Origin of the sequence: Massilia putida, assembly GCF_001941825.1 — a bacterium.
Taxonomy (GTDB): Bacteria; Pseudomonadota; Gammaproteobacteria; order Burkholderiales; family Burkholderiaceae_D; genus Telluria; species Telluria putida.
The window spans coordinates 5,044,850-5,067,777 of record NZ_CP019038.1; the positions used below are offsets into that span (position 1 = coordinate 5,044,850).

Here is a 22,928-nt window from a genome sequence, read left to right on the forward strand (position 1 = left end):
CCTGCGGTCATGCCGGCAGATCCGCGTCGCCGGCCTGCCGTTCGTCCGGCAACAGGATCGTGGCGACCAGTCCACCCTCGGGATGGTTGTCCAGCACGAGCTGGCCCCGGTGCGCCTCGACGATGCTGCGCGCGATGCCCAGGCCCAGACCGAGTCCCGTGTCGTTGCGCGTGCGCCCGTGGGCGAGACGGACATACGGTTCGAACAGGCTCGCGATCGCATCCTGCGGCACGCCTGGGCCGTGGTCGCGCACGACGATCTCGACCCGGCCGTCGCGCCGGCGCACGGCGATGTCGGCGCGGCCGCCGTAGTACAGGGCGTTGTCGAGCAGGTTGCCGATCGCGCGCTTGAGGGCAAGCGGCTTGCCGTGCACGGTCACGCCGCTGTCCTCGAAGCCGACCGTGTGGCCGGCCAGGCACGCGCTCTTGACCAGCCGGCGCAGCAGCGGATCGAGCCGGATCGCGGTCGGATTCTCGTGGATGTCGCTGTCCTTCACGCATTGCAGCGCGCCCTTGACCATCATGTCCAGCTCGTCCAGGTCCTCCTCGAAGTCGTTGCGCAGCGCATCGTCGTCGAGCAGTTCGGCGCGCAGCTTCAGGCGCGTGATCGGCGTGCGCAGGTCGTGCGAGATCGAGACGAACAGCCGGTCGCGGTCGGCGATGTAGCGGGCGATCCGCTCGCGCATCGCGGCGAAGGCGCGCGCCGTGTTGACGAATTCGCGGCTGCCGGTTTCGGGCAGGGCGGGCGCCTGTTCTTCCTTGCCGAACGCCTCGGCGGCATCGGACAGCGCGGCGAGCGGCCGCGTGATCGAACGCACCACGACGATCGACAACAACAGCACGGCCAGCAGCGACAGGGCTTGCGGCACCAGCCGGTCCATCGACAGCGGATCGTAGCCGTTCAGGAAATACGGGTTCGGCATCAAGGTGGCCAGGTACAGCCAGTTGCCCGGCTCGAGCTGGGTCTGGATCACGAGGATGGGCGCGGGATCCGGCTTGAGCAGCAACACGTGGCGTATCCACGTGTCCGGCAGGTCGGCCAGGCGCAGGCCGTCGGGCGTGACGGCCAGCTGGTCCGGCCAGGCGAATGCGAGCCGGAACTTGCCTTCGCCCGGCAGGTCGGCGCGCAGCGTGGCGCCGAGCGTGGCCAGCACCTGGTCGGCGAGCGGGTTCAGCGCGATCGGCTGCACCGGCACCGCGGCGTGGTTGAGCGCCACATAGAAGCGTGTGCCGCCCATCTCGCGGAATTGCTGGATCAGGAGGCTGCGGTAGCGCGGCGGTAGGCTGCGGAAGAAGCGGATCGAACTGGCCGCTCCCTGGCCCACGTACTGCGCCGCGACCCGCGCGTCGGCCTCGGCGCGCGTGCGCAGCTGGGCGCCCCAGATCAGGCCGGTGGCGGCCTGGGTGAGCAGCAGGCCGGCCACCATCACCAGCGTCAGCCGGCCCGACAGCGATTGCGGCCAGAAGCGCCGGCGCCGCTCAGCCATGCGACACGCCGACTTCCGCCGCGAACACATAGCCGACGCCGCGCACGGTCTTGATCAGCATCGGCTGCTTGCCGTCGTCCTTCAGGCGCAGCCGCAGGCGGCTGATCTGCACGTCGAGCGAGCGGTCGAGCGGACCCGCGTCGCGCCCGCGGGTCTCTTCGCACAGCGCGCCGCGGTCGAGGATGTCGCCCGGGTGTTCGGCGAAGTATTTCAGGAGCTGGAAGTCCAGCCCCGTCAGCGGCACCAGCTGGCCGTCGCTGTCGGTCACGGTGCGTTCGACCGCGTCCAGCGTGAAGCCGTTGAAGCGGTAGTAGCGCGGCGCGGCATGGGTGTCGGCGCCGGTGCGGCGCAGGATGGCCTTGATGCGTGCCAGCAGCTCGCGCGGACTGTACGGCTTGGCGATGTAGTCGTCCGCGCCCAGCTCGAGGCCGACCACGCGGTCCGTCTCGTCCGAGCTGGCGGTCAGCATGATGATCGGGACGTTGGAGCGGCGCCGCACGATGCGGCACAGCGCGAAACCGTCCGTGTCCGGCAGCATGACGTCGAGGATGACGAGCGAGAGCTGGTCGGCGTAGGTGTTCAGCTCCGCCAGGAAGCTTTCGCCGTTGTGGGACAGCAGCACCTGATACTGGTTCCTTTCCAGGTAGGTCTTGAGCAGGGTGCGGGTCTTCTGGTCGTCATCGACGATGAGGATCTTGCGGGTCATGGCTTATCTGTGGAGTCGCGATGTGAAAGTCCGGAATACGGTGGCGAGGCGCTTCTGCACCTGCCCGGCGGGCACGGTGTCGTCGACGAAGTAGCGCCTGACTTCCGCGATGATGACGTCGCGGCTTTCGTCGCCCGTCGCCATGCGGTGCACGAGGCTCGGCACCTGCACTGCGGCGCCGCGCGCGAACGTGGTCCAGGAGGCGCGCGCGCAGCTGTCCATGCCGGTCGTGGCGGCGTCTCGCCGGACCGGCACCGAGCCCTTGGCGGCGTTGTACTGCTGCTGCGCCTGGGGCGTCATCACCATGCGCGCCAGCTTTTCCTGGGCGGCCGAGTGCGCGTAGTCGTTGGCGAACATGGCGAGCGTGTCGACGCTGTACAGGTGCAGCTGGCCGGTGCCGGCCATGGCCACGCAGGCGAAATCGTCGTCGACGTTGAAGCCCAGCGTATTCAGTTCGGCCTTCGCCCAGTCGCCCATCACCAGCATGGCGCCTTCGCCGTGCGCGAAGCGGCGGACGACGTCCGTCCACGGTTGTTCTTGCACCGGCGCCATCCACGACTTCATCTGGCGCAGGCGCACGAGCGCGGTGAACAGGCGCGGATCGGCCGCCGCCTCCGCGCTCTGGCGCACGAACAGGTCGCGATAGAAATCGGGGCCGCCGACCGAGAGCACGAGGTTCTCGAACAACGAAGCCACCTGCCACGGTTCGCTGCTCTGCACGAACGGAGCCACGCCGGCGGCGCGCAGCTTCGGCGCCAGCGCTTCCAGGCCGGCCCAGGTCGAGGGTGGCGCCAGTCCGAGGTGGGCGAACAGCTTGCGGTTGTACAGCACGGTGTTGATGCGGTGGATGCCGAGCGGCGCGGCGACCGTGTGCCCGCGTTCCCGCACCAGGTTCCAGACGGTCGGGAACATCACCTTGTCCCAGTTGCCCGCTGCGGCCGGGGCGTCGAGTTCCAGCAACAGGCCCAGTTCCGCCCATTCTCCGATCGCGACCCCGATGATCTGGGTGACGTCGGGCGCAGTGCCCGCGAGGACCCGGCTCTTGAGGACCTTGCCGGCCGCCAGCCCGGCGCCGCCGGGCACCGCGCCGTCGCTCCACACGATGCCTTCCCTGGCCAGGCGCGTGGCCAGCACCTCGACGGCATTGCGCTCGCTGGCCGAGGTCCACCAGTGCAGCACCTGGAGCGACTCCGGGCCCGGCGAGGCGTTGGCCGCGAGACTGCAGGCGAGCAGCGTCCAGGCCGGAACGCGCCGGCGCCACGTGCCGGACCAGCCGGTTGCCGCATGCCGCCAAACTCCTGCCATTGCGCCTCGTGTCGTCGAACGGTGATCGATTCATTATAGCGAAGAAAGACCGGCCTTCATCCGCACCGCGGGCCGCCCGTTGCGTCCCGGCGCCAGGCGCGCAAGGCGTGGCCCTTGAACGCGTAGAACAGGATCCAGACGTAGCAGGGGAGCAGCAGCCAGTAGCCGGCCTGGACGCCCGTGTGGTCGGACAGTGCGCCGTACAGGATCGGCAGCAGCGCCCCGCCGGCGATGCCCATGATGAGCAGGGCCGAGCCGCTGGCCGTGTACGGGCCGAGGCCGTCCAGGGCCAGCGGCCAGATCGCGGGCCAGACCAGGGCGTTGGCGAAGCCCAGCATGGCCAGGCACAGGACCGTGTCCGGCAGCTGCGGCAGCGCCGTCCAGCCGAGCAGGAGCCGGGACAGCGTCGTGTCGCTGGACGAGCCGAGCGTGACGCCCAGCGTCAGCAGCATGCCGGCGGCGGCCGAGAGCTGCAGCGCGCGCTTCTGCGACAGCCAGCGGGGGATGGCGACGACGCCGCACACGTAGCCCACCGCCATGAACGCCATCGTGAACGACGTCAGCGATGCGAAGCCGGGGACACCCAGGTGGCGGCCGTACAGGCCGATGGTGTCGCCGGCGATCACTTCCACGCCCACGTACGCGAACAGCGCCAGTGCGCCCAGCACGAGCTGGGGAAAGCGCAGTACGCCGAAGCGCGTCGGTTTGAGCGTGCCGGCGCCTTCCGGCGCGATCTCGCGCAGCGGCACCAGCGCCACCACCACGGTGACCGCGAGCAGGATGCCGGCCATCAGCGCATACGGCCGCACGAGGCGCTCGGCGAGCGCGGCGCGCAGCGCGGCGCGGCCCGCCTCGTCCAGCGCGAGGAAGCCCTGTTCCGAGTAGCCCTCCATCCCGGACAGCACGACGGAACTGAACAGGATCGGCACGAGCACGCCGGCCGTCTTGTTGAACAGGCCCATGATGCTGATCCGCATGGCGGCGCTGTCGCGCGCGCCGATGCAGACGATGTAGGGATTGACGGCCGTCTGCATCAGCGTCGTGCCGGTCGCCAGGGTGAACAGGGCCAGCAGGAACAGGGCGTACAGGCCGGACCGCGCGGCCGGGATGAACAGCAGCGCGCCCAGGCTCATGATGCCCAGGCCCAGCGCCATGCCGCGCCGGTAGCCGGTACGCGCCAGCACGGCCGCCGCCGGCAGCGCCATCACCGTGTAGGCGATGTAGAAGGCGAACGTGACCCACAGCGCCTGGAAGTTGTTGAGGTTGCAGACGATCTTGAGGAAGGGGATCAGCGAGCCGTTGATCCAGGTGGCGCAGCCGACGATGAAGAACAGCATGCCGATGAACAGCATCGCCAGCACGACCTGGAGCGTGGAGTCCGCCCGGGCCGGCGCGGGACGCGCATTGTCAGAAACCATAGTGATCCGAAGTGATGTAACGGTGGCGGCGCGGGCCGCTGCCCGCGCCGGGAGGGGACCGCTCAGAACTTGGCGCGCACGCCGAGACTGTAGCGCGAACCGTTTTCGTACACGCCGACCGGCAGGCCGTCCGTCGTGTTGGTGCGGATGACGGCGTTCGCGATGTTGACGGCGTTGGCGTACAGGCTCCACTGTGGCGTGATGTCCCAGCTCGCGCTGGCGTCCCACTGGCCGTATGCGCTCGTCACGTCCTGGCCACCCTCGTCCAGGCCACCGTACGATTTCGACCGGTAGTTATAAGTGATCCGCACCGAGAAGCCGTTGCGTTCGAAGTATGGGCCGACATTGAGCTGGTTGCGCGAATTGCCCACGACGTTGAGCTTGCGGCCGCCGGCCAGGGCACCGGTCTTCGCATCGGTGAACGTGTAGTTGACGATCGTGCCGAAGCCGTTGCCGAACGCCTGCTGCCACTGCAGTTCGAGGCCGTTCACGGTCTCGCCGTTGTCGGCGTTGTGCGGCCGGGTGACCGGGCGCATCACGCCGGCCACGTTTTCCATCGCCGTCGACGTGTAGATGAAGGTGTCGAGCTTCTTGCCGAACACGGTTCCCGAGATCATGGAGGCATCGGCGAAATACCATTCGGCGCCCAGTTCCCACTGGTCGGCATGGTAGGGCTTGAGCAGCGGGTTGCCGGCGGTGGCGGCGTTGGTCGTGCCGCTGACTTCCGTGCTGGCCGACAGGTCGCTGTAGGTGTTGCGCGCCATGACGCGCGCGATGGCGCCGCGCAGCAGCAGATTCTTGCGCAGCTCGTAGACCGCGTTCAGGCTCGGCAGCACGTCGGTATAGGTGCGGCCGATGCTGACCGGCGAGTAGACGCCGGTGCCGGCCAGGTCCTGGTTCGCCTCCGACGTCTGGCGCGTGCGCACCACGCGCACGCCGAAGTCGCCGCGCCACGGCCCGGTGGCATAGTTGGCCTTGACGTAGGCGGCCGAGATGCGTTCCTTGATGCGGTAGTACTCGCCCATCGCCTCAGCATACGTCATGCCCTTGTCGTACATGGCGAAGCCCTTGCTGGCGGCAAGGCCGTCGTCGACCCAGGCGAACTGCGTCAGCGAACCGGCGGTGGCGGCCCGCTGGCTGATCGGCGGCGACGCGCCGGTCGACAGGTCCGCCAGCGAGTACGATTGCCAGCCCGGGTGGCCCGGCCCGTCGGTGCCGATGATGCGGTGGTTGCGCACCTCGTTGTCGCGGAACTTGGCCCCCACCTTGACCGACTTGATGAAGCTGTTGTCGACGTCCATCTCGAGGTCGGCCTGGGCATAGCTTTCCTTGCCGTCCATGCGGCGGATCCAGTCGCGTGCGCTCTGCAGGGTGAGCTTGGTCGGGTCGAGCGGATTCATGTCGAGGTAGTGCACCTCGTACGTGTCCGGCGCGATGTTGATGGTGGCGCGCGTGTTCCCGGTGAACCAGAAGTTGCGGTCATGGTTGCTGCCGCCCGCTGCCGAGGTGGTGCCGGCTTGTCCATGCAGGCGCCAGGTATCGCCGTCCAGGTTGCCCTCCAGGTCGAGCACGCGCGACTTCACGAACGCGTCGCGGTAGATCGGCTCGAACGATACGCCCGTGGTCGGGCCGACGGTGCCGCCCACGACGGCCTTGGTGCCGTCGGACGTGGTGATGAAGCGCGGGTTGGTGATGTGGATGGTGTTGGTCGCATCCGCCAGGCCGCCGATCTGCCACAGGTAGTTCTGGTTGCTGTTGTCCATGTCCATGTACGAATGCAGGTAGTTCAGGGACACGTCGGAATTGGCGGTCGGGCGCAGTTGCAGGGTCAGGTTGCCGGTCTGGCGCTCGCGGTTCTGGCGGAAGATCGGTGTGCCGCCGCCCCAGGACGCGTAGGCGTTCGGCGTGACGGCGCCGTTCTGGTCGACGATGGTGTACTTGGTCGCGTCGGTGAAGTTTTCCAGGCCGTCGCGGCGCATCGTGCGCTTCTGCTGGCTGACGGCGATCAGCATGCCGGCCGTGCGTTCCGGGTTGCGCCAGTTGAACAGCCCGGAGAGCTGCGGGTCGGTCTTCTTCGGCAGCTTGCTGTAGGTGGCTTCGGCCGAGAACTGGCCCGTCACCGTTTCCTTGAACTGCAGCGGCTTGCGCGTCTTGACGATCACCAGGCCGCCGATGCTGCCTTCGTCGAGGTCGGACGAGGGGCTCTTGTAGACGTCCAGGCTGCCCACCAGTTCCGACGGCAGGATGTCGTAGTTGAAGCCGCGGCTCTGCGAATCGTTCTTCCACCAGTAGGCGGACGCCACCGATTGCCCGTTCAGTTGCGTCATGTTCAGGTTCTTGTCGGTGCCGCGCACGAAGATGTCGCGGCCCTCGCCCCAGGTGCGGTCGACCGAGATGCCGGGCAGGCGCTGCAGGGAGTCCGCTACGTTCTTGTCCGGGAACTTGCCCACGTCTTCCGCGCTCACGGTATCGACGATATTGGTCGCGTCGCGCTTCTCCAGGAGGTTGCGTTTCTGTGTGGCGCGCAGGCCGTGAACCTCGACCTGCTGCATGGAGTCGGCGGCGGGCGCGGCGGGCGCGTCGGCCTGGGCCCAGGCGCCCTGCCAGGCGACGGCTCCCAGTGCGAAGGTGATCAGCTGCGGCAGGCGTTTCTTGCGTGGCACGTTGTACGTCATCTCTGCTTCCTGTTCTTGTTGGTTATTGGACTGTCTCTAAAAAATCCCGGCGCGCACCGCACGCCGGGCCATCCACACATCTGAGGAGGGTGTGAAATCATCGGACCGGCGGCCGGTGCCACTGGTCCATGTTCTGCTGCAGGCGCTGCGCGGCCGTGCGCGCCGACATGTTGCCGTTCAGGACGGCGGCGTTGACGTCCCAGAGCACCTGCTCCAGCGGTACGGCGCCGCGGTTCAGGAACTGCGCATTCAGGCGGAAGCTCGTGCCGCACCGGTCGCGCCATCCCGCCATTTGCTTGGCCAGCGGATCGGTGATCGCGATCAGGTGGGTGGACAGCGAGAAGAAGCCGACGGCGCCGTTCGTGTACAGGTCGGCGAATTCCTGCGTGGCCATCCAGGCCAGCAGCTTCCAGCCGTCTTCCCGGTTGCGTGCATGGCGGTTCAGGCCGACGCCGATATCCATGTGGTCCGTCACCTGGCAGCGCTCGCCGGGATGGACGACGGGCGGCCGGAACACGCCCAGTTCCAGGCCGGGCACCTTGTTGAAATAGGCGATGTCCCAGGAACCGGCCGGATAGACGGCCGCCTGGCCATCGGCGAACTGGCGCCGGCTGTCGGCGTAGCCCTGGCCCGCGACCCCATGGCCGAGATAGGGCGCGAGACGGCTTTCGAACGCCAGGGCCGCCATGAAGCGGGCATCGGTGAAGCGGGCCTTCCCCGTCGCCAGCGCCCGGCGGCCGTCTTCGCCGCCCCACCAGGCAGGACCGACGTTGGTGAACAGCGTCTGCGTGGCTTCCCAGCGATCGGCCGTGCCGAGGGCGAGCGGCACGGTGCCCGTGCGGCGCACCGCCTCGAGGACGGCGATGAATTCCTCGGCCGTCTCCGGCACCTGCAGCCCGAGGCGCGCGAAGATCCGTTTGTTGTAGAAGAAGCCGTGCAGCACGGAGGCCACCGGCAGGCAGAATACATCGCGCCCATCGTCGGTCTGCCAGGCCAGGCGGGCACGCGCATTGAAATGTTCCATCCCGGGCAGGCCGTTCAGCCGCTCGAGGTAGCCTTTGCGGTACAAGGCCAGCGACACGTCGAACGGCCGGCACGCGACGACGTCACCTGCCGTCCCGGCGGCGAGGCGGTCGGCCAGGGCGGCATCGTACTGCGTCGGCGCCGTACCCGCGAACCGCACGCTGATACCGGGGTGCTTGCGCTCGAATGCCGGAATCAGCACCGATTCCCACAGGTCGCGGTCGTCCGTGCGCCAGCTCTCGAGCACGATCGTGCCGGCGTGCGCGGACAGCCACAGGGGCGCCAGTGCAAGCAGGAGAAAGCGTCGAAGGGCGCGCAGGCGCAGGCCGGACATGGGTTCCTCTCATCGGCATGAATACAGTGGACCCATGCTAGCAGCCGATGTTACGTAACACCATGGCGGAGAAGGCGCCTTCCGGGAATTGATAAGTAGTTGATTTTATTGAGGATAAAATCGAGCGAAATGCATGAGCCTTACTTATTGTTACGTTGGGCGCTTGTCCAAGAGCGGGACTGCGCTCCGCCCGCGGTGGCCTGTGCAAGCTTGCGCAAGATTCGCTTACAAAACTTTACAAAACTTCCTGCTTGCTTACCGACAGTCACCGGCCATGAACATCGACGGTGCAGGTCGGGCGTGTCGATTCGTCTTGCTTCGAACCATCAATGTACCAACCACGCGACGTTGTGGTGGCCGGGCGTGCCATAGATCGGTCTCCTTGTTCCGGATTTCATCCCGTCGTTGCGCGACTGCTGCATTCTTGACGATTCCGCACCCGACAAGTGTGCCATCCATGTGAAATCAAATGAACTACCCACAGCGCTGTCGCACGCATGGCTTATGTCGATGACGCCGGATGGACCGAGCAGGCCGAGCTTATCGTGCACATCATGATTGCGGAGACGCCAATGCCTACGTTTAGCGAGGCCGGGATCGCTCGGGGATTGCGTGACAAGGAGCTCATCCTCTATTACCGGCCCAAGGCATCGCTGATCACGAACCGTGTCGTTGGCGCCGAAGCGCCGGCGCGCGGGTGGCGTCGGGACGGCGGCATCGCGACGCCGGCGTCCTTTCTCCCGGCGATTCAGGACGCCAGGCTGCCGAGTGACTCCGGTTGGGTGTTCCGCCCGCATGACACGGGCGGGGGATCAGCGCCGCAGCTGCGCCAGGATGCCCAGCGCGCCCCGGGCCATCTTCCATGCGGACAGGGCCGACGTGGCGACGCCGGCCAGGCGCTTGCGGCGCATGAGGACGAGCCCCAGCGCGGCACCGGCCGCACCCAGCGCGAGCTTGCGGTTGGCCGCGACGTAGCCTGCCAGCGGCAGCCCGGCCATCACCTTGGACGGCCGCAGCGCGTTCAGTTCGAAGGCCAGGCCCACGCGCTGTTCGGCGCATTGTTCGATCAGCGCGGCGCGGCGCGCGGCGAGGTTGTCTTTATTCATCGCCCGCTCCCGCATGCTGCGCCGCGTGGTGGGCTACGCCCTGGCGCAGGTAATCGATGTCGTCGCGCAGCTCGGCCAGCGTGGCGGACAGCAGCGGCGCCTCCGCGTTCATGCTGGCACGCACCTTCAGCAAGATGATGCCGGCAACAAAGCCGAACAGCACGGCCATGCCGCCGACGGCTTGCAGGCGGTAGGTGTCCCAGAAGATGGCGATGACGAATAGCGCCGCCAGCAGCAGGGCGCCGGCCGCCAGGAACACGGCCAGCAGGGTCCACGCGAGGTGGCCCAGCAGGCGTCGTGCGTCTTCCTGGAATTCGACGGCGGCCAGCTCCAGGCGCGTGCTCGCCATGGCGACGAGAGTCGCCCCGATGCGGCCGGCCGTCGCGAAGAATGCCATTATTTACGGGCGATCAGCATGCCGATCACGACGCCGACTGCGGTGCCGAGGCCGACGGCCTTCCACGGGTTTTCCTTGACGTATTCGTCGGTGGCCTTGGCGGCGACCTTGGCCTTTTCGACGGCAACCTCTTCCAGGCGGATGATGTCTTCCTTGGCCTTGACGAGGGTGCGCTCGAACTTGGCCTTGGCGACCTTGAACTCTTCGCCCGTCAGGTGGCCGCTGTGGCGCAGCCACGCTTCCGCGTCCTGGATGACGGTCTTCAGGTCGGACAGCAACTGGTCGCGGGCGCCGGTCTGGGTCGGGATTTTTTCCATCATGTGAACCTCTCGTTATCGGTTAGGGACCTCGAAAGACCGTCGCGAACGGCAGCAGATTCGACCGCGAAGCGCTGCTGTACGAGGAGTACGGCGGGCATCGCAAGTCAAAGCCGCAACACGCAGCCGGTTTTTCGGCGTCCCTGGTTGTGTTACGGACAATATTATCCTAAAGCATAGTCTAGCGCGACACCAGCGAACACGGCCGCACCCAACCAGTTGTTATGGTTGAAGGCGGCGAAGCACTTCATGCGGTCGCGTCCGCGGATCAGCGTATAGTGGTAGACGGCCATCCCGGCCGCCACCGCGATACCCGCCACGAACCACCAGCGCAGGCCCAGCATCCAGCCGCAGGCGAGGTCGATGCCGAGCGCGGCCGCGTAGCACACCATGATGGCGAAGACGTCGTAGCGGCCGAACGTGATGGCGGACGTGCGGATGCCGATGATCAGGTCGTCGTCGCGGTCGACCATCGCATATTCCGTGTCGTACGCGACCGACCAGAACACGTTCGCGGCCAGCAGCCACCACGCCACGGCCGGCACGTGGTTCTGCACGGCGGCGAAGGCCATCGGGATGCCGAAGCCGAACGCGATGCCGAGATAGGCCTGCGGGATCGCGAAGAAGCGCTTGAAATACGGATAGCTGCCGGCCACGATCACGGCCACGACGGACAGTTCTTTCGTCAGCGTGTTCAAGGGCAGGATCAGCAGGAACGAGACGATCGCGAGCACGGCCGCCACCATCAGCGCTTCCCAGCCCTTGATGCGGCCGCTGGTCAGCGGGCGGTCGACCGTACGCTTGACGTGGCGGTCGAAGTCACGGTCGGCGTAATCGTTGATCGCGCAGCCGCTGGATCGCATCAGCGCGGTGCCGACGATGAAGATCACGAGATACAACGGATCGGGATGCCCGCCGGATGCCATCCACAAGGCCCACAGTGTCGGCCACAACAGCAGCAGGATGCCGATCGGCTTGTGAGCACGGACCAGGCGGAAATAGAGCGCCAGCTTGTTCATCATTCGTGTTGATTGAATATCTGCAAGGTCAGGATTGTAGCCTGTCGGGGCGCGCCCGGCGGTACGGCGTCGATCGCGGGAACCGATCGCGCGCACGTCGACGATGCACAAGGCATGCAATCTGCGCAGGATTTACGCTGCCGCTTTCGACTAAGGAGACATTCGTATGCGGTTCGCAACCATGGTGATGCTGGCCGGAATTGGGCTCGGCTGTTGTACGCTCGCGCACGCCGGCGGACAGGCGGAGCGGGGAGGCTGGACGGAAGCGCAGTCGCTGCGCGAACTGCCGGCCGGCATCCAGGCGCTGCTCGGCGTGGGACTCGGCGCGGACGGGATCGCCGACCGCGGCGAGGATTTCAACGAAGGCGACGTCCGCGCCGACAACATGCCGACGCGCCGCTTCGCGCTCGGCATCGTGAACGGCGACACCGCCATGGTGGCCGTGGAACAGGGCGGGCGCGCCTATGCGGTGAGCGCCGTGGAATTCAAGCAGGCCGGCTCGACGTGGGACGTGGTGCGCTGCGCGCCGATGAGCGAATTGCCGCGCCGCGGCGCGGAACTGGCCGACGCCTTCAGCGGGCGCCGTGCCGGTCCGTGCCGCGACCCGGGCAGTCGGACGGCGCAACCGGTCGTGCCGGCGGCCCTGCAGACGCGCGTCAGGCCGCGGCCTGGAGCGTGACCATCTCGACGCCGGGCAGGCCGCAATCGGCGACGGCCTTCACGACGGCATCGATGGCGGCGCGGCGCGTAAAACTCTTGCGCCACACGATCACGACGCGGCGCGACGGCGCCGGGTCCTGGAACGGGACGAAGGTCAGCATGCCGTTCGGGTCTTTCATGTCCGGCACGGACGCGCGTGGCAGCACGGTCAGGCCGATGCCGCTCGCCACCATGTGCCGGATCGTCTCCAGCGACGAGCCTTCGAACGTGCGCTGCATGCCGTTGCCCGGCGAGGACGAGAAGCGCGCCATCTCGGGGCACACTTCCAGCACCTGGTCGCGGAAGCAGTGGCCGGTGCCCAGCAACAACATCGTCTCGCTCTTGAGGTCTTCGGCCGAGATGTCCGCGCGCGTGGCCCACGGGTGGTTCTTCGGCATGGCGACGACGAACGGTTCGTCGTACAGCGGCTGCACGGCCATGCCGTGTTCCGGCAGCGGCAGGGCCATGATGGCGGCGTCCAGCTCGCCCTGGCGCAGCAGGTCGAGCAGTTTGACGGTGAAGTTTTCCTGCAGGATGAGCGGCATCTGCGGCACGTGCTCGATCAGGTTTTTCACGAGCGGCGGCAACAGGTACGGACCCACCGTGTAGATCACGCCCAGGCGCAGCGGACCGGCCAGCGGGTCCTTGTTCTGCTTGGCCAATTCCTTGATGGCGGCCGTCTGCTCGAGCACGCGCTCGGCCTGCGCGACGATCTGCGCCCCCAGCGGCGTGACGGACACTTCCGAGCCGCCCCGTTCGAACAGGGTCACGCCGAGTTCGTCCTCGAGTTTCTTGATGGCGACGGACAGCGTGGGCTGAGCGACGAAGCAGGCTTCGGCCGCATGCCCGAAATGCCGGGCGCGCGCGACGGCGACGATGTATTTCAGTTCGGTCAGTGTCATGGGTTCTAAGTATGTTCTTACCGGCCGTGTTCTGGAAGATACGTTTGCCTGCGTTTTAGGCAGTCTGGCACTATTTTACCGGTAAAGCCATGGATATAATGGCCGGGCTGGCGATGTTGCCATGCGTTAACAATGAGGCATCCCATGTCTTCGACATTCGGTCCGGCGGAAGCGCAGGCCTATATGCACAAGCTGCTCACGGTGATGAATCACCAGGGCGGCTCCGACCTGTTCATCTCGGCCGATTTCCCGCCCAGCATGAAGCACCAGGGCGCCATGAAACCCCTGAGCAACCAGCGCCTGACGGGCGAGGTCACGCGCGCGCTCGCCTTGTCGCTGATGAACGAGCGGCAGCGCGCCGAGTTCGAGGCCGAGATGGAGTGCAATTTCGCCATCTCCCTGCCGGGCGTGTGCCGTTTCCGCGTGAACGTATTCGTGCAGCAGCAGAGCGTCGGCATGGTCGTGCGTACGATCGCGTCGGAAATCCCGAACTTCGAAAAGCTCGACCTGCCCGAGGTCTTGAAAGATGTCGTGATGACGAAGCGGGGCCTCGTGCTCGTGGTCGGCGGCACGGGGTCCGGCAAGTCGACGACGCTCGCGGCGATGATCGATTACCGCAACAGCAATTCGGCCGGCCACATCATCACGGTCGAGGACCCGGTCGAATACGTCCACAAGAACAAAAGCTGCCTCATCACGCACCGCGAGGTCGGCGTCGACACGCTGTCGTGGCATAACGCGCTGAAGAACACACTGCGCCAGGCGCCGGATGTGATCCTGATCGGTGAGATCCGCGACACGGAAACGATGGAGCACGCGATCGCGTTCGCCGAAACGGGCCACCTGTGCCTGGGCACACTGCACGCGAACAATGCCAACCAGACAATGGACCGCATCATCAACTTCTTCCCGGAAGAGCGTAGAAACCAGCTCTTGATGGACCTGTCGTCGAACCTGCGCGCCATCGTGTCGCAGCGCCTGGTCCGCACGGAAGACGGCAAGGGCCGCAAGGCCGCCATCGAAATCCTGCTGAACACGCCGACCATCGGCGAGATGATCCTGAAAGGCAGCTTCCAGAGCATCAAGGAGATCATGCAGAAGTCGCGCGAGCTGGGCATGTGCACGTTCGACCAGGCGCTGTTCGAGCTCTACAACAAAGGCTTCATCAGCTACGACGAAGCCATCCGCAACGCCGATTCCGCGAACGGCCTGCGCCTGCAGATCAAGCTGTCGGGCGAAAGAAAGGCGCCGGGGGAGGGCGGCGGAGCCGCCAAGCCGGCCGAGCTGTCGATGCTGATGGACGAGCCGGAAGAGGAACCGCCGGCCGCGAGTTAGAATGCAGTCATGCCTACCTTCGAACAAAAACTCTGCACCCGCGCCACCCTGCCGCAACGCATCGCCGACCTGCCGAAACCGGTCGTGCTGACGAACGGCGTCTTCGACATCCTGCACCGCGGCCACGTCACTTATCTGGCCCAGGCCCGTGAACTGGGCGCGTCGCTCGTCGTCGCGGTCAACACGGACGCCTCGGTGAAACGCCTGGGCAAAGGCGACGACCGTCCGCTCAACACGCTGGCAGACCGCATGGCCGTGCTGGCCGCGCTGGAAGCCGTCAGCCTCGTCGTGGAATTCGACGAGGATACGGCGCTGGAAGTGGTCCAGGAAGCCCGTCCCGACATCTACGCGAAGGGCGGCGACTACGTCATGAGCGAGATTCCGGAAGGGAAGGCCGTGCTCGCCTACGGCGGCAAGGCCGTCGCGATCGATTTCGCGCACGACCGCTCGACGACCAAGCTCGTCGCCAGAATCCGCCAGTTCGGCTGAACCACCGGCTCAGCCGCCGCCCGCGTACCCGTTCTGGCGCCACGCCTCGTAGACGACGACGGCCACCGTGTTCGACAGGTTCAGGCTGCGGTTGCCCGGCATCATCGGCAGGCGGATGCGCTGGGCCGGCGGGAACGATTCGCGCAAGGCCGGGTCGAGGCCGCGCGATTCCGCGCCGAACACGAACACATCGCCCGGACGGAACGTGCTATCGGCGAACGGCGCGGAGCCGTGCGTCGTCATGGCGAACATGCGCGCGGTGTCCGGGTTGGCATCATGCAGGAAGGCGTCCCAGTTCTTGTGGACCTTCATCGTCGCGTAATCATGGTAGTCGAGGCCGGCGCGGCGCATCTTGGCGTCGTCCAGCGGAAAGCCGAGCGGCTCGATCAGGTGCAGCTGCGCCCCCGTGTTCGCGCACAGGCGGATGACGTTGCCCGTGTTGGGCGGGATCTCGGGTTCGACCAGTACGACGTGAAACAATTTACTCTCCTAAAATGTGTCGTTGCCTCCGTGCGGCAATGGCTCGCCGCGCAGGCGTGCATCCAAGTTGTACTACTTACCGGGGGGCGTGCGCGCGAACACGAAATTCGTCACCCGCGCCGCGCCGAACCGTTTGCATGTGGCGGCCAGTTCGCCCAGCGTGTGGCCGCTCGTCATGACGTCGTCGACGAGGCCGACGTGGCGTCCTGCGACGAGGTCCGGATCGGCCACGGTAAACGCGCCGCGCACATTGCTCGCCCGCACGCTCGGCGCCACGCCCGACTGGGCCTTTGTGTCGAGCGTGCGCAGCGCCAGCGCCGGATGACATGCTACCCCGAGCGCCGCCGCCAGTGGCCGTGCGATTTCCAGCGCCTGGTTGAAGCCGCGTTCGACCAGCCGCCCGTCACCCAGCGGCACGGGGCACAGCAGATCGGGCAGCGGCAGGCCGGCCCTGGCCAGCACGGCGTCGCGGATCTGGCGCGCGAACCAGGGCGCGAGCGCGAGGCGGCCGCCGAATTTTAATTGAAGGACGAGCTGGTCGAGCGGAATCGCGTAGTCGACGGCGGCCACGGTGGCGTCGAAGGCGGGTGGATTGCTCAGGCACGTGCCGCAGATCAACATCGCAGCATGTGCGTGATCCGCGCCCCTGTTCACGTCGCCCCCGCGCAGGCGGGGGGCCAAGTTCGTGCCGCCGGCGGCGCACGCAAGATTGGCGCGAGAGTGCCAGGGCGCACTTTCCCGCCTGCGCGGGAGCGACGGTGTTTCTGCAGGCAGCGGATTCGCGCACTGCCCGCAGCGCGTCGTCCGCCTCTGCGCATACGCCTCCCGGCAGCCCGCGCACACGACGTCATCGCAGCCGCTCCCGCACAGGGCGCAGCTGGACGGCATCAGCACGCCCAGCAGGGCGCGCGGCCAATGGCGCAGGGGGAAATAACGGGACGTCATCGCGATTCCTACCCATCATGTACACTCCCGCCATTATCCCATTCACCCGCAGTCGACCATGGTTTCACCCCAAGCCCCCTCCAAGATGAGCGCGCCGATCGATCCGGTCCGCGTGCGCCAGCTGTTTGCCGATCCCGCCCGGGTCGCGCCTTCCGATTTCCTGCGGCGCGAGATCGCCAACCGCATGTTCGACCGCCTCACGCTCGTCAAGACGGCGCCGCGCCAGGTGCTCGACGCCGGCTGCGGCACGGGCGTCGACATCGCCGAACTGCAGAAGCGCTATCCGGCCGCGCAAGTGCTGGGGCTGGATGCGGTGCCGGCCATGCTCGGGACGGCCGCGGCGGCCACGCACGCGCCCCGGTCGCTGCTCAGCCGTTTGCTCCCGGCCAAAGCCGGCATCGATCTCGTTTGCGCGGACTTCGGTAACCTGCCGTTCGGACCGAACTCGCTCGACCTGGTCTGGTCGAACCTGGCGTTGCACTGGCATCCCCAGCCCGACCGCGTGTTCGCCGAATGGCGCCGCGTGCTGCGCGTGGATGGCTTGCTGATGTTCTCGAACTTCGGTCCGGATACGTTCCGTGAACTGCGCACGGCATTCGCCGCGATGGACGAGACCCCGCACACGCTGCCCTTCGTCGACATGCACGACTTCGGCGACCAGCTCGTGGAAGCGGGGTTCACGACCCCCGTCATGGACATGGAACAAATCACGGTCACCTACGACAGCCCGGACAAATTGCTGGCCGACGTGCGCGCGTTCGGCGGCAATCCGCTGGCCACGCGGCGCCGCGGCCTCGTCGGCCGGGCGGCGTGGCAACGCATGCGCGACGCGCTGGAGGCGGGGCGCCGCGCGGATGGCAAGCTGGGGCTGACGTTCGAGGTCATCTACGGCCATGCGTTCCGCCCGGCACCGAAAACGACGGCCGCGGGGGAGGCGATCATCCGGTTCCAGCCACCCAAGCCGCGTTGAACGCCGCCGGGGCGTCGTACCGCACCCTGGCGTTCCGTATGCGGGGTGTATACGATCGCGGTAATTTTCCTTGAATAAAAATTACCTGTTTCAGTATAATCAAACACACTTTTTTCGACTGGATCAAAAAAGCGCTAAAAAATTAAGCATAAAGGCGTAGGGTCGAAGGGTAACTCGACAAACCGTCGCGAGCGGACGCAAGCCGGCTGAGAAGCGCAGCTGTACGAGAAGTACAGCGGCATCGCAGGCCGGCAGTGCAACACGCAACAGGTTTGTCGACGTGCCCGAAGGTTGGAGCATCACCCGGGGAGGTCGGACAGCGTATCCGGCATCCCCCGCAAGCAAGGTTTGAAGTCATCGTCCATCCAGGGTGCCAGACGGCGTCCGGGCGGGCGGTGTCGAGTCCCTGAGCGCCCGCCGGCGCGACGGGAAGTGGTTGCGTTTAGTTTAAAAAGGATTTCGGAACGGAAGTTGTCTTCCGTGGCCTCCTCCATGGTTACCCAGGAGGGTCGCTTCCGTTCAAGAAATTTCTCTTCTAAAGGTGGTTGGGGACAACATGACATATGCAAAACGATTCAAAGCGTTGATGCTCGGCCTCGCGGTAGCGGCGGCCAGCATCCCGGTAATGGCGGAGCCTGGGCCCGTCGTGACCGGACGCCCGCTGGAGCATCAGCTTAACCTGCAGGAGCCCGTCACGGGCATCGCGGCCTACATCTACAGCCTGCACAACTGGATGATGGTGGTCTGCCTGGTCATCTTCCTCGCCGTGTTCGGCGTCATGTTTTACTCGGTGTTCAAGCACCGCAAATCCCTCGGCCATAAACCGGCCACCTTCCACGAATCCACGACGGTCGAAATCGCCTGGACCATCGTACCGTTCCTGATCGTCATCGGCATGGCCCTGCCGGCCACGCACGCCGTCGTGCAGATGAAGGACACGTCGAATCCCGATCTGACCATCAAGGTCACCGGCATGCAGTGGAAATGGGGTTACGACTACCTGAAGGGCGAGGGCGAAGGCATCTCGTTCCTGTCGAACCTGGCCACGCCGCGCACGCAAGTGGGCGAGCCGGGCGTCGCGCCGACCGAGAAACGCACCGAGAACTACCTGCTCGAGGTCGACAATCCCGTCGTCGTCCCGGTCGGCAAGAAGGTCCGCCTCGTGCTGACCGCCAACGACGTGATCCACTCGTGGACCATTCCCGCCTTCGCCGTCAAGCAGGACGCCATTCCCGGCTTCGTGCGCGACACGTGGTTCAAGGCCGAGCAGATCGGCACCTACCGCGGCAACTGCGTCGAGCTGTGCGGCAAGGAACACGCCTTCATGCCGATCGTCGTGAAGGTCGTCTCGAACGAGGACTACACCGCGTGGGTCAACGGCGAGAAGAAACGCATGGCCGCGCTGGCCGACGACCCGAACAAGGTCTGGACCATCGACGAGCTCAAGACGAAGGGCGAAAAAGTCTATTCGTCCAACTGCGTGGCCTGCCACCAGGCCAACGGCCAGGGCGTGCCGAGCGCCTTCGCCCCGCTGGTCGGTTCGCCGGTCGTGCTGGGTCCCAAGGCCGAACAGATCGCCGTGCTGCTGAACGGTAAGCACAGCGGCAAGTATCCGTCGGCGATGCCGTCGTGGAAGCAACTGTCGGATTCCGAGATCGCTTCCGTCATCACCTATACCCGCAACAACTGGACCAACAAGGCGGACGAGAACATCGTCCAGCCGTCCGAGGTCCTGGCTGCGCGCGGCAAATAAGGCAGACAAGGCTCAACAAGCGTTTGGATTCAAGGGACCGGGCCGTCGCGCCACCGCTTTCGGCCCTTGTGTCCCGCACGATTAGGATACCGACATGACTTCCAGCACCATCGATCACACGCACGACCACGGCCACGACCATGCGCACGACCACCCGGTCGGCCTGCGCCGCTGGCTTTTCGCCACCAACCACAAGGACATCGGTACGCTGTACCTGTGGTTCGCCTTCACCATGCTGCTCTCGGGCGGCGTGCTGGCGCTGATGATCCGCACCGAGCTGTTCCAGCCCGGCCTGCAGTTCTTCCGCCCCGAATTCTTCAACCAGCTGACCACCATGCACGGCATCGTGATGGTGTTCGGCGCGATCATGCCGGCGTTCGTCGGCTTCGCCAACTGGATGATCCCGCTGCAGATCGGCGCATCCGACATGGCGTTCGCGCGCATGAACAACTTCTCGTTCTGGCTGCTGCCGCCGGCCGCCATCCTGCTCGCCACGTCGTTCTTCGTGCCGGGCGGCGCCACCGCGGCCGGCTGGACGCTGTACGCGCCGCTGTCGACGCAGATGGGCCCGGGCATGGACATGGCGATCTTTGCCCTGCACATCATGGGCGCGTCGTCGATCATGGGTTCCATTAACATCATCGTCACGATCCTGAACATGCGCGCGCCGGGTCTCACGCTGATGAAGATGCCGATGTTCTGCTGGACCTGGCTGATCACCGCCTACCTGCTGATCGCCGTGATGCCCGTGCTGGCCGGCGCCATCACCATGACCCTGACCGACCGCCACTTCGGCACGTCGTTCTTCAACGCCGCCGGCGGCGGCGACCCGGTCATGTACCAGCACATCTTCTGGTTCTTCGGCCACCCCGAGGTCTACATCATGATCCTGCCGGCATTCGGCATCGTCTCCCAGATCATCCCGGCCTTCGCCCGGAAGCCCTTGTTCGGCTACGCGTCGATGGTGTACGCGACCGCATCCATCGCGATCCTGTCGTTCATCGTCTGGGCCCACCACATGTTCACCACCGGCATGCCGGTGACGAGCCAGCTGTTCTTCATGTACGCCACCATGCTGATCGCGGTGCCGACCGGCGTCAAAGTGTTCAACTGGGTCGCGACGATGTGGCGCGGTTCGATGACGTTCGAGACCCCGATGCTGTTCGCCGTCGGCTTCATCTTCGTGTTCACGATGGGCGGCTTCACGGGCCTGATCCTGGCCGTGACCCCGATCGACATCCAGATGCAGGACACGTATTACGTCGTCGCCCACTTCCATTACGTGCTCGTGGCAGGCTCGCTGTTCGCCCTGTTCGCCGGCTTCTACTACTGGGCGCCGAAGTGGACGGGCCACATGTATCCGGAACTGCGCGGCAAGATCCACTTCTGGAATTCGCTGTTCTGGTTCAACGTCACGTTCTTCCCGATGCACTTCCTGGGCCTGGCCGGCATGCCGCGCCGCTACGCCGACTACGCCGTGCAGTTCACCGACTTCAACCAGCTCGTGTCGATCGGCGCGTTCGGCTTCGGCCTGTCGCAGGTGTACTTCCTGTTCTTCGTCGTGCTGCCGACCATCCGCGGCGGCAAGCAGGCGGAAGCGAAGCCGTGGGAAGGCGCGGAAGGCTTGGAGTGGACCGTGCCGAGCCCGGCGCCGTTCCACACCTTCGAACACCCGCCTGTGGTGAAGTGAGACTGCGATGAATGCCGACCGTTCGCAGCAGCAGAAGAAGGCCAACCTGCGCACGGCCCTGTGGCTGGCGGGGCTGGCGCTGTTCTTCTTCGTGATGCTGTTCGTCAAGCGCCTGTGGCTGAGCTGAGGACGCCATGCATGCGGAAACGAACGCGGGCCGCCACGAGGAAAGTGGCCGCCTGCGGCTGAATCGTACCGTCCTGACCAAGCTGGTGGTGGTGGCCTGCATCATGTTCGGCTTCGGCTACGCGCTGGTGCCGATCTACCGCCAGGTGTGCGAAGCGCTCGGCATCAACGTGCTCACGCAAAAGGACGGCACGGTGGCACCGCCGGCCAACACGCAGGTCGACAAGACGCGCACGATCACCGTCGTCCTGGACGGCAACGCCCAGGGCCCGTGGCGCTTCCGTCCGACGCAGCGCAGCATCGAGGTGCACCCGGGCGAGATGGCGACCGTCATCTACGAAGTCGTGAACACGCAGGCGCGGACCGTGAAGGCGCAGGCCATCCCGAGTTACGCGCCGCAGTCGGCGATGCCGTACTTTAAGAAGGTCGAGTGCTTCTGCTTCAAGGAGCAGGTCTTGACCCCGAACGAGGCCAGACAGATGCCGGTCGTGTTCTTCATCGACCCGAAACTGCCGCGCGAAGTGAAGGACATCACGCTGTCGTACACGTTCTTCGAAATCGGCGGCGCCGTGGCGGCGCAGAAGTGATCATGACCAACGACGAGCAGCCGCCCGTAAAAACCGCGACGTTCGGTGCCACGATGAAAGCCGTGTTCTGGTCGTTCTTCGGCGTGCGCAAGCGCCGCGACTACGAACACGACGCGACCAACCTGAATCCGGTCCACGTGATCGTGGGCGGGCTGATCGGGGTGGCGGTGTTCATCGGCATCCTGGTGGTCGTCGTGCGCATGGTCGTCGCAAACAGTTAAAACATATAAGCAACACGAAGCAGGGAAGCGCAGCACCCCGGAATTCGAAACAATGCTTGATTGAGGAGATATACATGAGTTCACCCCATACCGCGCCGTATTATTTTGTCCCCGGCCCCTCCAGGTGGCCGCTGGCAGCCGGCATCTCGATGCTGGTCACGATGGCCGGCGCTTCCGGCTGGGTCAACGGCACCGCCTGGGGACCCGGCGTCTGCACGGCCGGCATCGTCGCGATGCTGATCGTGCTGTACAACTGGTTTGGCGACGCCATCGGCGAGTCGGAATCGGGCAAGTACAACGAGCGCATCGACCTGTCCTACCGCTGGTCGATGAGCTGGTTCATCTTTTCCGAAGTGATGTTCTTCGGCGCGTTCTTCGGCGCGCTGTTCTACGCCCGCACGATCACGATGCCGTGGCTGTCCGACCTGGACCATAAAGTCATCTGGCCGGATTACTCGGGCCACTGGGGCAATATCGGCCCGGCCGGCACCGTCGAGCAATTCAGCACGATGGGCCCGTTCCCGATCCCGACCATCAACACGGCACTGCTGCTGACCTCGGGCGTGACCTTGACCATCGCCCACCACGCGCTGCGCGCCGGCCACCGCGCCCGCACCGCGCTGTTCCTGTTCGCGACGATCCTGCTGGGCGCCATCTTCATGGGCTTCCAGGCGTACGAATACCACCACGCGTACATCGAGCTGAACCTGAAGCTGACCTCGGGCATCTACGGCTCGACGTTCTTCATGCTCACGGGCTTCCACGGCTTCCACGTGACCATGGGCGCGATCATGCTGTCCGTCGTGCTGTACCGCGTGCTGCGCGGCCACTTCACCCCGGAACACCATTTCGCGTTCGAGGGTGCGGCGTGGTACTGGCACTTCGTCGACGTCGTGTGGCTGGGGCTGTACGTGGTCGTGTACTGGTTGTAAGGCAAGCAAGCCG

At 65.9% G+C, this 22,928-nt stretch carries 23 protein-coding genes and 1 pseudogene; 11 read left to right on the forward strand and 13 right to left on the reverse strand.

The annotated features are described in order from the left end of the window. Nucleotides 1-7 precede the first annotated feature (7 nt). The 6 genes from BVG12_RS24605 to BVG12_RS24630 all read right to left on the reverse strand — a co-directional run bounded on the left by BVG12_RS24605 (nucleotide 8) and on the right by BVG12_RS24630 (nucleotide 8,947). Nucleotides 8-1,486 (reverse strand): ATP-binding protein, encoded by a 1,479-nt coding sequence (locus BVG12_RS24605; protein WP_075794679.1) that lies wholly within the window; start codon nucleotides 1,484-1,486, stop codon nucleotides 8-10. Then, nucleotides 1,479-2,192, reverse strand: a complete 714-nt coding sequence (locus BVG12_RS24610; protein ID WP_075794680.1) for a response regulator — start codon at nucleotides 2,190-2,192, stop codon at nucleotides 1,479-1,481. Before BVG12_RS24610 ends, BVG12_RS24605 begins: the two co-directional genes overlap by 8 nt. Before the next feature lie 3 nt (nucleotides 2,193-2,195). After that, nucleotides 2,196-3,497 carry an ABC transporter substrate-binding protein gene (locus BVG12_RS24615; RefSeq protein WP_083685385.1) on the reverse strand — a complete coding sequence of 434 codons (1,302 nt, stop codon included), beginning with the start codon at nucleotides 3,495-3,497 and terminating at the stop codon, nucleotides 2,196-2,198. A 56-nt stretch (nucleotides 3,498-3,553) separates the two neighbouring features. After that, nucleotides 3,554-4,915, reverse strand: coding sequence for a glucose/galactose MFS transporter (gene gluP / locus BVG12_RS24620; RefSeq protein WP_075794681.1), 1,362 nt, complete (start codon nucleotides 4,913-4,915; stop codon nucleotides 3,554-3,556). A gap of 62 nt (nucleotides 4,916-4,977) precedes the next feature. Beyond that, complete coding sequence (locus BVG12_RS24625) at nucleotides 4,978-7,590, reverse strand: TonB-dependent receptor (RefSeq protein ID WP_075794682.1); 2,613 nt, start codon at nucleotides 7,588-7,590, stop codon at nucleotides 4,978-4,980. 97 nt (nucleotides 7,591-7,687) lie between these two features. Beyond that, nucleotides 7,688-8,947, reverse strand: coding sequence for an ABC transporter substrate-binding protein (locus BVG12_RS24630; protein WP_075794683.1), 1,260 nt, complete (start codon nucleotides 8,945-8,947; stop codon nucleotides 7,688-7,690). 572 nt (nucleotides 8,948-9,519) lie between these two features. Here BVG12_RS24630 and BVG12_RS35890 point away from each other — a divergent pair. Continuing rightward, nucleotides 9,520-9,699 (forward strand): annotated as a pseudogene (locus BVG12_RS35890) (EAL domain-containing protein); the annotation flags it as partial. Between the two features lie 60 nt (nucleotides 9,700-9,759). On the opposite strand, the gene BVG12_RS34600 reads toward BVG12_RS35890, so the two are convergent. The 4 genes from BVG12_RS34600 to ubiA form a co-directional block, all read right to left on the reverse strand. Further along, on the reverse strand, nucleotides 9,760-10,053 hold the full coding sequence (locus tag BVG12_RS34600) for a hypothetical protein (protein ID WP_075794684.1): 294 nt from the start codon (nucleotides 10,051-10,053) through the stop codon (nucleotides 9,760-9,762). Beyond that, entirely contained in the window at nucleotides 10,046-10,450 is a 405-nt protein-coding gene (locus tag BVG12_RS24645; RefSeq protein ID WP_075794685.1) for a phage holin family protein, read from the reverse strand. The genes BVG12_RS34600 and BVG12_RS24645 overlap by 8 nt, the downstream gene beginning before the upstream one ends. Further along, a complete protein-coding gene (locus BVG12_RS24650) occupies nucleotides 10,450-10,770 on the reverse strand; it encodes an ElaB/YgaM/YqjD family protein (RefSeq protein ID WP_075794686.1) in 321 nt (106 codons plus the stop codon). Before BVG12_RS24650 ends, BVG12_RS24645 begins: the two co-directional genes overlap by 1 nt. A 161-nt stretch (nucleotides 10,771-10,931) precedes the next feature. Then, nucleotides 10,932-11,786, reverse strand: coding sequence for a 4-hydroxybenzoate octaprenyltransferase (gene ubiA / locus BVG12_RS24655; RefSeq protein ID WP_075794687.1), 855 nt, complete (start codon nucleotides 11,784-11,786; stop codon nucleotides 10,932-10,934). Between the two features lie 166 nt (nucleotides 11,787-11,952). Here ubiA and BVG12_RS24660 point away from each other — a divergent pair, with 166 nt between their 5' ends. Continuing rightward, complete coding sequence (locus BVG12_RS24660; protein WP_075794688.1) at nucleotides 11,953-12,465, forward strand: hypothetical protein; 513 nt, start codon at nucleotides 11,953-11,955, stop codon at nucleotides 12,463-12,465. Here the strand turns inward: BVG12_RS24660 and BVG12_RS24665 are convergent. Then, nucleotides 12,443-13,387 (reverse strand): hydrogen peroxide-inducible genes activator, encoded by a 945-nt coding sequence (locus tag BVG12_RS24665; RefSeq protein WP_075794689.1) that lies wholly within the window; start codon nucleotides 13,385-13,387, stop codon nucleotides 12,443-12,445. The genes BVG12_RS24660 and BVG12_RS24665 overlap by 23 nt on opposite strands. A gap of 144 nt (nucleotides 13,388-13,531) precedes the next feature. Here BVG12_RS24665 and BVG12_RS24670 point away from each other — a divergent pair, with 144 nt between their 5' ends. Together BVG12_RS24670 and rfaE2 are read left to right on the forward strand one after the other, a co-directional pair. Then, a complete protein-coding gene (locus BVG12_RS24670) occupies nucleotides 13,532-14,722 on the forward strand; it encodes a PilT/PilU family type 4a pilus ATPase (protein WP_075794690.1) in 1,191 nt (396 codons plus the stop codon). A 9-nt stretch (nucleotides 14,723-14,731) separates the two neighbouring features. Further along, nucleotides 14,732-15,211, forward strand: a complete 480-nt coding sequence (gene rfaE2, locus BVG12_RS24675) for a D-glycero-beta-D-manno-heptose 1-phosphate adenylyltransferase (protein ID WP_075794691.1) — start codon at nucleotides 14,732-14,734, stop codon at nucleotides 15,209-15,211. Nucleotides 15,212-15,220: 9 nt separating this feature from the next. On the opposite strand, the gene trmL is transcribed toward rfaE2, so the two are convergent. After that, complete coding sequence (gene trmL / locus BVG12_RS24680; RefSeq protein ID WP_075794692.1) at nucleotides 15,221-15,691, reverse strand: tRNA (uridine(34)/cytosine(34)/5-carboxymethylaminomethyluridine(34)-2'-O)-methyltransferase TrmL; 471 nt, start codon at nucleotides 15,689-15,691, stop codon at nucleotides 15,221-15,223. 72 nt (nucleotides 15,692-15,763) lie between these two features. After that, nucleotides 15,764-16,636 (reverse strand): ComF family protein, encoded by an 873-nt coding sequence (locus BVG12_RS35295; protein WP_229503708.1) that lies wholly within the window; start codon nucleotides 16,634-16,636, stop codon nucleotides 15,764-15,766. A gap of 58 nt (nucleotides 16,637-16,694) precedes the next feature. Here BVG12_RS35295 and BVG12_RS24690 point away from each other — a divergent pair, with 58 nt between their 5' ends. From BVG12_RS24690 to BVG12_RS24715, 7 genes are all read left to right on the forward strand, one after another. Further along, nucleotides 16,695-17,606, forward strand: coding sequence for a methyltransferase domain-containing protein (locus BVG12_RS24690; RefSeq protein ID WP_229503709.1), 912 nt, complete (start codon nucleotides 16,695-16,697; stop codon nucleotides 17,604-17,606). Nucleotides 17,607-18,231: 625 nt separating this feature from the next. After that, complete coding sequence (gene coxB, locus BVG12_RS24695; protein WP_370662850.1) at nucleotides 18,232-19,359, forward strand: cytochrome c oxidase subunit II; 1,128 nt, start codon at nucleotides 18,232-18,234, stop codon at nucleotides 19,357-19,359. A gap of 94 nt (nucleotides 19,360-19,453) precedes the next feature. Further along, entirely contained in the window at nucleotides 19,454-21,049 is a 1,596-nt protein-coding gene (gene ctaD / locus BVG12_RS24700) for a cytochrome c oxidase subunit I (protein ID WP_075794695.1), read from the forward strand. A gap of 7 nt (nucleotides 21,050-21,056) precedes the next feature. Continuing rightward, the gene (locus BVG12_RS34865) at nucleotides 21,057-21,176 is read left to right on the forward strand and encodes a cytochrome oxidase small assembly protein (RefSeq protein WP_218921029.1); all 120 of its coding nucleotides are present in this window, start codon (nucleotides 21,057-21,059) and stop codon (nucleotides 21,174-21,176) included. Nucleotides 21,177-21,183: 7 nt separating this feature from the next. After that, nucleotides 21,184-21,762 (forward strand): cytochrome c oxidase assembly protein, encoded by a 579-nt coding sequence (locus tag BVG12_RS24705; RefSeq protein WP_075794696.1) that lies wholly within the window; start codon nucleotides 21,184-21,186, stop codon nucleotides 21,760-21,762. Nucleotides 21,763-21,764: 2 nt separating this feature from the next. Beyond that, nucleotides 21,765-21,983 carry a DUF2970 domain-containing protein gene (locus BVG12_RS24710; RefSeq protein ID WP_075794697.1) on the forward strand — a complete coding sequence of 73 codons (219 nt, stop codon included), beginning with the start codon at nucleotides 21,765-21,767 and terminating at the stop codon, nucleotides 21,981-21,983. A 74-nt stretch (nucleotides 21,984-22,057) separates the two neighbouring features. After that, entirely contained in the window at nucleotides 22,058-22,915 is an 858-nt protein-coding gene (locus BVG12_RS24715; RefSeq protein ID WP_075794698.1) for a cytochrome c oxidase subunit 3, read from the forward strand. Nucleotides 22,916-22,928 lie beyond the last annotated feature (13 nt).

Coding starts and splice junctions, on each gene's coding strand:
- BVG12_RS24605 (WP_075794679.1), bottom strand. CDS start 1,486: ATGGCTGAGCGGCGCCGGCGCTTCTGGCCGCAATCGCTGTCGGGCCGG.
- BVG12_RS24610 (WP_075794680.1), bottom strand. CDS start 2,192: ATGACCCGCAAGATCCTCATCGTCGATGACGACCAGAAGACCCGCACC.
- BVG12_RS24615 (WP_083685385.1), bottom strand. CDS start 3,497: ATGGCAGGAGTTTGGCGGCATGCGGCAACCGGCTGGTCCGGCACGTGG.
- gluP (WP_075794681.1), bottom strand. CDS start 4,915: ATGGTTTCTGACAATGCGCGTCCCGCGCCGGCCCGGGCGGACTCCACG.
- BVG12_RS24625 (WP_075794682.1), bottom strand. CDS start 7,590: ATGACGTACAACGTGCCACGCAAGAAACGCCTGCCGCAGCTGATCACC.
- BVG12_RS24630 (WP_075794683.1), bottom strand. CDS start 8,947: ATGTCCGGCCTGCGCCTGCGCGCCCTTCGACGCTTTCTCCTGCTTGCA.
- BVG12_RS34600 (WP_075794684.1), bottom strand. CDS start 10,053: ATGAATAAAGACAACCTCGCCGCGCGCCGCGCCGCGCTGATCGAACAA.
- BVG12_RS24645 (WP_075794685.1), bottom strand. CDS start 10,450: ATGGCATTCTTCGCGACGGCCGGCCGCATCGGGGCGACTCTCGTCGCC.
- BVG12_RS24650 (WP_075794686.1), bottom strand. CDS start 10,770: ATGATGGAAAAAATCCCGACCCAGACCGGCGCCCGCGACCAGTTGCTG.
- ubiA (WP_075794687.1), bottom strand. CDS start 11,786: ATGAACAAGCTGGCGCTCTATTTCCGCCTGGTCCGTGCTCACAAGCCG.
- BVG12_RS24660 (WP_075794688.1), top strand. CDS start 11,953: ATGCGGTTCGCAACCATGGTGATGCTGGCCGGAATTGGGCTCGGCTGT.
- BVG12_RS24665 (WP_075794689.1), bottom strand. CDS start 13,387: ATGACACTGACCGAACTGAAATACATCGTCGCCGTCGCGCGCGCCCGG.
- BVG12_RS24670 (WP_075794690.1), top strand. CDS start 13,532: ATGTCTTCGACATTCGGTCCGGCGGAAGCGCAGGCCTATATGCACAAG.
- rfaE2 (WP_075794691.1), top strand. CDS start 14,732: ATGCCTACCTTCGAACAAAAACTCTGCACCCGCGCCACCCTGCCGCAA.
- BVG12_RS35295 (WP_229503708.1), bottom strand. CDS start 16,636: ATGACGTCCCGTTATTTCCCCCTGCGCCATTGGCCGCGCGCCCTGCTG.
- BVG12_RS24690 (WP_229503709.1), top strand. CDS start 16,695: ATGGTTTCACCCCAAGCCCCCTCCAAGATGAGCGCGCCGATCGATCCG.
- coxB (WP_370662850.1), top strand. CDS start 18,232: ATGGCGGAGCCTGGGCCCGTCGTGACCGGACGCCCGCTGGAGCATCAG.
- ctaD (WP_075794695.1), top strand. CDS start 19,454: ATGACTTCCAGCACCATCGATCACACGCACGACCACGGCCACGACCAT.
- BVG12_RS34865 (WP_218921029.1), top strand. CDS start 21,057: ATGAATGCCGACCGTTCGCAGCAGCAGAAGAAGGCCAACCTGCGCACG.
- BVG12_RS24705 (WP_075794696.1), top strand. CDS start 21,184: ATGCATGCGGAAACGAACGCGGGCCGCCACGAGGAAAGTGGCCGCCTG.
- BVG12_RS24710 (WP_075794697.1), top strand. CDS start 21,765: ATGACCAACGACGAGCAGCCGCCCGTAAAAACCGCGACGTTCGGTGCC.
- BVG12_RS24715 (WP_075794698.1), top strand. CDS start 22,058: ATGAGTTCACCCCATACCGCGCCGTATTATTTTGTCCCCGGCCCCTCC.